Genomic DNA, 6006 nt, shown 5'->3' with positions numbered 1-6006 from the left:
AGCTCCACATTCCGTGGAACCCCGTTTCGGGGCAACCGCTCAAACCTACTTGGTCGAACTTTCATTGTCAACCTCGTATCCGAGGCGATCAATCTGGTTCGTCCGGACCCACGATGACGCACGCCGTACCCGGCGGTCGTTTCTGTCGCGGGAAGCCGCAGACCGGCCGATCACCGCTTCGCGGCTCTCCGCCCGGCTCCTGCCGGCTTCAGCACTCTACCCGGTCGGCTTCGCGTTCGCAACCCCGTTACCGGAGTGTCCCGCACCGCCCGATCCTCAGTCTCGCTCGGTGTTCCCACCACGAGCCTGGCGCCCGTTCTCGGCCGGTTTGTCCGGCCTCCCCCGTGCAGAGAGAAAGTTACGCGGACGGCCGGGAGAAGGCAAATCAGGGTTCATCACTGGTTCGGTCGAACGGATCGACGCGCTCTGCACCGCGGTCGGCGACGCCGCGCACGTTGGCGTGCCAGAGTGTCAGGCATGGATGAGTCCGGGCTGAACGCCACGGTGTTTGCCGAGGAAGCGCTGCTCGGCGTCCTCCTGCCGTTCTGGCAACTGGTCATCGGCGCGGTCGTGCTGGTGGTCCTCGTGCTCTCGGTGGGACGGCTGGCCCGCCGGGGCAGATCCCGGATGACCACCGCTCTGCTGGTCACCGCAGTGGTCATCGCCGGCCTCGCGACGATCGGCGTCCTGCTGGAGGGTTGAGCGCTCAGAGCCGGCGGTTGGCCAGGCTGGGCAGCTCGGCTCGGATCGCGGTGAGGCGGTCGAGGTCCAGGTCGGCGACGGCCACCCCGGGGCCGTCCGGCAGTTGCGTGAGGACCGTCCCCCACGGGTCGACCACCATGCTGCGCCCGAAGCACGTGCGGCCGGGCTCGTGGTCACCCGTCTGACCGGCCGCCGCCACGAAACACTGGTTCTCGATGGCCCGGGCCCGCAGCAGGACCTCCCAGTGGTCCCGTCCGGTGTGCAGCATGAACGCCGCCGGCACCACCAGCAGTTGGGCGCCACCCTCGGTGGCGAGCCGCCGGTACAGCTCCGGGAAGCGCAGGTCGTAGCAGATCGACAGCCCGACCCGGAGACCCTCCACGTCCACGACGACGGGTTGGACGCCGGGCGCGACGCTCGCCGACTCCAGGTAGGAGACCCGGCCCGGGATCTCCACGTCGTACAGATGGATCTTGCGGTAGCTCGCGGCCAGGCTGCCGGCACGGTCGAAGACCAGCGACGTGTTCCAGGTGTGCTCCGGGTCCGGCCCGGCCTCGTGGAACGACCCGACCAGCACCCACATGCCCAGCCGCCGGGCGGCCGCCGCGAAGAAGGCGCCCACCTCACCGTCGACCGGCTCCGGTTCGAGCAGGTCTGCCGCGGGGCCGAGACAGTCGACGTACTCCGGAAGGATGGCGAGGTCCGCGCCGCCGTCGGCGGCGCGTTCCAGCAGCACCTCGGCGGCGGCCAGGTTGGCCTTGCGGTCATCCCGGGCGTTGAGCTGGCAGACGGCGACGCGCATGGCCCCAGAGTACGGTCGGGACGGCCGGCGCGGACAGCGTCAGATGCTCGCCAGCACCAGCGCCCCCGCGGCGAACCCGAGGCCGGCGATCTGCACCGGCCGCAGGCGTTCCCGGTCGACGGCGAGCGCGAGCAGCACCGTACTGGCGGGATAGAGCGCGGCGATCGCCGCCACGATGCTGAGGTGACCCCGCGCGGCGGCTGCCATGAAGAGCGCGTTGGCCGCGCTGTCGAGCAGACCGGCGACGGCCGCCCAACCCAGCACCCGCCGGTCGAGCCGAAGCCGCACCCCGGTGCTGGCGGCGAGGATCAGACCGAACGCGATCGAGCTGGCCCGGACCGCCGCGACCGGCCACATGCCGGCGCTCTCGCTGGCCTGGCCGAGCAGAGTGAAGAAGACGCCGAAGAGCGCGCCGGCGGCGAGGGCCAGACCCACCAGCCGCGCGGGAGCACCCGGACCGCTGTCCCCTTCACCCAGGCTGACCAGGGCGATCGCCACCACGGCGAGGCCGGCGCCGGTGAGCGCCAGCGCTCCGGGGAAGCTCGACGTGAACAGGCCGGCGACGATCGGCACCACCGCGGCGGTGATCGCGGTGACCGGCGCCACCACGGTCATCATTCCGCCGGCGAGCGCCCGGTAGAGCAGCATGACGCCGCCAGCGCCCGCCACCCCGGCGAGCAGCCCCCAGGCGATGTCGACGAGAGTCGGGGTCCCGGGCACCAGCAGCACCAGAGCGACCAGCAGGGGGACGCTCAGCAGTTGGGAGACCACGGTCACCGCGATCGGGTCCGCCCGGCGGGACGCCTTGCCGCCGGAGAAGTCGGCGGTGCCGAAGGCGATCGCGGACACCGCCGCCAGGAGAATGGGTAACATGCCACTGTCGTACCATAATAATGACCGCGAAGGATAGTTTGATGACCGACACAGGTGGCCGGGTGGGCGCGGTGACCGCCGCCGTCGCCCGGCAGGTACGGGAACTGCGCGCCGCCCGGGGCTGGTCCTTCGAGGAACTGGCCGGCCGCTCCGGGGTGAGCAAGGCGATGCTCGTGCAGATCGAGAGCGCCCGCACCAACCCCAGCGTCGGCACGCTGTGCCGGGTCGCTGACGCGTTCGGCGTCAACATCGCCCGACTTGTCGAGCCGGACGAGGAGCGGACGGTGCGGATCAGCTCCACCGCCGAGGCACCCGTGCTCTGGCAGGGCGAGCACGGCGGCACCGGCCACCTGCTCAGCGGGCTGGGCGAGCCCGACCTCGTCGAGCTCTGGGACTGGCGGCTGGAGCCCGGGGAAGGACACCGCTCCGCCGACCACCCGCGCGGCACCCGCGAGGTCCTGCACGTCCTGGCCGGCGCGGTGGTCGTCCACGTCGACGGGCAGGATCACGCCGTCCGAGCCGGTGAGACGATCGAGTTCCACGCCGACCGGGAGCACGGCTATCGCAACGACGCCGCGGAACCGGCCCGGCTGATGATGGTGACGGTCACCCCGTCGGGCGAGTGGGACCGCCGAACACGGTCACGCCGGCCGCGTCAGTAGCGAGCGGCCGGCGTGACGCGGGGACGATCAGGCCGACTTCTCCTCGCGGTCCCGCCGGGCCCGACGCCCGGTGAACTCGCGCGGAACGATTGTCGGGTTGACGTTCTCCAGGACGACCTCGCGGGTGATCAGCACCCGGGCGGCGTCGGGGTTGCTCGGCACCTCGAACATCGCGGAGAGCAGGACCTCCTCGATGATGGCGCGCAGACCGCGGGCGCCCGTGCCCCGCAGCATCGCCTGGTCGGCGATCGCCTCCAACGCCGGCTCGTCGAACTCCAGCTCGACCCCGTCCAGCTCGAAGAGCCGCTGGTACTGCCGGACCAGCGCGTTGCGGGGCTCGGTGAGGATGCGCACCAGAGCGCTGCGGTCCAGGCTGCGCACATTGGTGATCACCGGGAGCCGGCCGACGAACTCGGGGATCAGCCCGAACTTGAGCATGTCTTCCGGCATGACCTGGCTGAAGATGTCATCGGTCGACCGCTCGGACACCGACCGGAGCCGGGCGCCGAAACCGGTGCCGCCCTGGCCGGTGCGGGACTCGATGATCTGATCCAGGCCGGCGAACGCACCACCACAGATGAACAGCACGTTGGTGGTGTCGATCTGGATGAACTCCTGGTGCGGGTGCTTACGACCGCCCTGCGGCGGCACGTTGGCCACCGTGCCTTCCAGCATCTTGAGCAGAGCCTGCTGCACACCCTCGCCGGAGACGTCGCGCGTGATCGACGGATTCTCCGACTTACGGGCGATCTTGTCGACCTCGTCGATGTAGATGATGCCGGTCTCGGCGCGCTTGATGTCGTAGTCGGCGGCCTGGATGAGCTTGAGGAGGATGTTCTCCACGTCCTCGCCGACGTAGCCCGCCTCGGTCAGCGCGGTGGCGTCGGCGATGGCGAACGGGACGTTCAACATCCGGGCGAGGGTCTGCGCCAGGTGGGTCTTGCCGCACCCGGTCGGCCCGAGCAGCAGGATGTTGGACTTCGCCAGCTCGACGGCGTCACTGCCGGAGCCCGGCGCGCCGGCCGCCTCGGCCTGGATGCGCTTGTAGTGGTTGTAGACCGCTACGGCGAGCGCCTTCTTGGCCTGATCCTGCCCGACGACGTAGTTGTCGAGGAACTGGCAGATCTCCATCGGCTTGGGAAGCTCTTCCCACTTCACCTCGCCGGACTCGGCCAGCTCCTCTTCGATGATCTCGTTGCAGAGATCGATGCACTCGTCACAGATGTAGACCCCGGGCCCCGCGATGAGCTTCTTCACCTGCTTCTGCGACTTGCCGCAGAAGGAGCATTTCAGTAGGTCGCCGCCGTCACCGATCCGTGCCACCTACGTTCTCCCTGCACTCATCGGCCGGAGACCCGGCCCTGACCTGCGGGCGCTGCGCGCCGCCCGACTTCGTTCGACCCCACCGGCCCAACCGGCGAAGCGGTACGGACCCGACGTTACCCGCTGGCGGAGCATTCTCCGACCCCCAAAACGGGTGTGTCAGAGGTCGGCCGGGAACGGGTGCCCCGGCCAACCTCCGACCCGGTAGTGCTCAGCTGGCGGAGTGAGTCGCCAGCAGACCCTTCTTGCGGCTGGTCAGGATCGTGTCGACCAGCCCGTACTCCTTGGACTCCTCGGCCGTCATGATCTTGTCACGGTCGATGTCCTTGCGAACCTGCTCGATGGGGCGGTTGCAGTGGCGGGACAGCATGTCCTCCAGCTGCGTCCGCATCCGCAGGATCTCCCGGGCCTGGATCTCGATGTCCGAGCCCTGCCCGTAGCCGCCCTCGGTCGCCGGCTGGTGGATGATGATCCGCGAATTCGGAAGTGCCATCCGCTTACCCGGCGTGCCCGCCGACAGCAGCACCGCCGCCGCGCTGGCGGCCTGCCCGAGGCAGACCGTCTGGATGTCCGGACGGACGTACTGCATGGTGTCGTAGATCGCCGTCATCGCGGTGAACGAGCCACCCGGCGAGTTGATGTACATGATGATGTCGCGGTCCGGGTCGGTGCCCTCCAGCGTCAGCAGCTGAGCCATCACGTCGTTGGCCGACGCGTCGTCCACCTGGACACCGAGGAAGATGATCCGGTCCTCGAAGAGCTTGTTGTACGGGTTCGACTCCTTGACCCCGTACGACGTGCGCTCGACGAACGACGGCAGCACGTACCGGTTGTGCACGGCCGCGAACTGGGGCGGCAAGCTCAGATCGGTCATCGTCAGCTCCTCAGCTCAGGGTCCCGGCGCCATCCGGAACCTGAGCGGCCCCGATGATCACCTTGTCGATGAAGCCGTAGTCCATGGCCTCCTGGGCGGTGAACCAACGGTCCCGGTCCGAGTCCGCCTCGATCTGCGACTGGCTCTGGCCGGTGTGGTGCGCGACGCGCTCCTGGAACATCCGCTTCGTGTAGAGCATCTGCTCCGCCTGGATGGCGATGTCGGACGCCGTGCCACCCAGACCACCGGACGGCTGGTGCATCATGATCCGAGCGTGCGGCAGAGCGTACCGCTTGCCCTTGGTGCCCGCGCAGAGCAGCAGCTGCCCCATCGAGGCGGCCATGCCCATCGCCACGGTCGACACGTCGTTGTCGATGAACTGCATGGTGTCGTAGATCGCCATGCCGGAGTAGACCGAGCCACCCGGCGAGTTGATCCACAGGTTGATGTCGCGGTCCGGGTCCTCCGCGGCGAGCAGCAGCAGCTGCGCGCAGATGCGGTTGGCGACCTGGTCGGTCACCTCACTGCCCAGGAAGATGATGCGTTCCTTGAGCAACCGGTTGTAGACCGAGTCGTCGAGGTTGCCAATGGAGTCGCCACCGCGCGCGTCAATCGCCCGGAGCGACTTCTTGGGGATGTGCATGTCGGTCATGGCAGCCCTTCGCTCTCCGTACCGTCTTTCCCGACACTAACCGCTGTGCGGGGCGGCAGAGTCCCGGTCGGGGCACTGTTCGCTCTCAGCGCAGTTGCGTCGGGCGCACCCGCGGCGC

At 69.0% G+C, this 6006-nt stretch carries 7 protein-coding genes; 2 read left to right on the top strand and 5 right to left on the bottom strand.

Annotation, left to right across the window (positions count from 1 at the left end):
• Nucleotides 1-477 precede the first annotated feature (477 nt).
• A complete protein-coding gene (locus tag OG505_RS33585) occupies nt 478-702 on the top strand; it encodes a hypothetical protein (RefSeq protein WP_405430080.1) in 225 nt (74 codons plus the stop codon).
• A 4-nt stretch (nt 703-706) separates the two neighbouring features.
• Here the strand turns inward: OG505_RS33585 and OG505_RS33580 are convergent, their stop codons facing one another.
• Both OG505_RS33580 and OG505_RS33575 read right to left on the bottom strand, forming a co-directional pair.
• On the bottom strand, nt 707-1504 hold the full coding sequence (locus OG505_RS33580) for a carbon-nitrogen hydrolase family protein (RefSeq protein ID WP_405430078.1): 798 nt from the start codon (nt 1502-1504) through the stop codon (nt 707-709).
• Between the two features lie 39 nt (nt 1505-1543).
• Complete coding sequence (locus tag OG505_RS33575) at nt 1544-2377, bottom strand: EamA family transporter (protein ID WP_405430077.1); 834 nt, start codon at nt 2375-2377, stop codon at nt 1544-1546.
• Nucleotides 2378-2418: 41 nt separating this feature from the next.
• Between OG505_RS33575 and OG505_RS33570 the strand changes: the two genes are divergently transcribed.
• Entirely contained in the window at nt 2419-3039 is a 621-nt protein-coding gene (locus tag OG505_RS33570; protein WP_405430076.1) for a helix-turn-helix domain-containing protein, read from the top strand.
• Between the two features lie 27 nt (nt 3040-3066).
• Here the strand turns inward: OG505_RS33570 and clpX are convergent, their stop codons facing one another.
• The 3 genes from clpX to OG505_RS33555 form a co-directional block, all read right to left on the bottom strand.
• Nucleotides 3067-4362, bottom strand: coding sequence for an ATP-dependent Clp protease ATP-binding subunit ClpX (gene clpX / locus OG505_RS33565; RefSeq protein ID WP_234590933.1), 1296 nt, complete (start codon nt 4360-4362; stop codon nt 3067-3069).
• A 211-nt stretch (nt 4363-4573) separates the two neighbouring features.
• Nucleotides 4574-5236 (bottom strand): ATP-dependent Clp protease proteolytic subunit, encoded by a 663-nt coding sequence (locus OG505_RS33560; protein WP_357133539.1) that lies wholly within the window; start codon nt 5234-5236, stop codon nt 4574-4576.
• Nucleotides 5237-5246: 10 nt separating this feature from the next.
• Nucleotides 5247-5888 (bottom strand): ATP-dependent Clp protease proteolytic subunit, encoded by a 642-nt coding sequence (locus OG505_RS33555; protein ID WP_007464111.1) that lies wholly within the window; start codon nt 5886-5888, stop codon nt 5247-5249.
• Nucleotides 5889-6006 lie beyond the last annotated feature (118 nt).

The sequence above is a fragment of the Micromonospora sp. NBC_00617 genome (genome assembly GCF_045161355.1).
Lineage (GTDB): Bacteria > Actinomycetota > Actinomycetes > Mycobacteriales > Micromonosporaceae > Micromonospora.
Note: the sequence above shows the minus strand (reverse complement) of the source record. Positions and strands in the feature narration are given on the sequence as shown.

What these genes read in the sequence shown, in the direction of transcription:
- OG505_RS33585 (WP_405430080.1), top strand. Translation starts at nt 478, where the DNA reads ATGGATGAGTCCGGGCTGAACGCCACGGTGTTTGCCGAGGAAGCGCTG.
- OG505_RS33580 (WP_405430078.1), bottom strand. Translation starts at nt 1,504, where the DNA reads ATGCGCGTCGCCGTCTGCCAGCTCAACGCCCGGGATGACCGCAAGGCC.
- OG505_RS33575 (WP_405430077.1), bottom strand. Translation starts at nt 2,377, where the DNA reads ATGTTACCCATTCTCCTGGCGGCGGTGTCCGCGATCGCCTTCGGCACC.
- OG505_RS33570 (WP_405430076.1), top strand. Translation starts at nt 2,419, where the DNA reads ATGACCGACACAGGTGGCCGGGTGGGCGCGGTGACCGCCGCCGTCGCC.
- OG505_RS33560 (WP_357133539.1), bottom strand. Translation starts at nt 5,236, where the DNA reads ATGACCGATCTGAGCTTGCCGCCCCAGTTCGCGGCCGTGCACAACCGG.
- OG505_RS33555 (WP_007464111.1), bottom strand. Translation starts at nt 5,888, where the DNA reads ATGACCGACATGCACATCCCCAAGAAGTCGCTCCGGGCGATTGACGCG.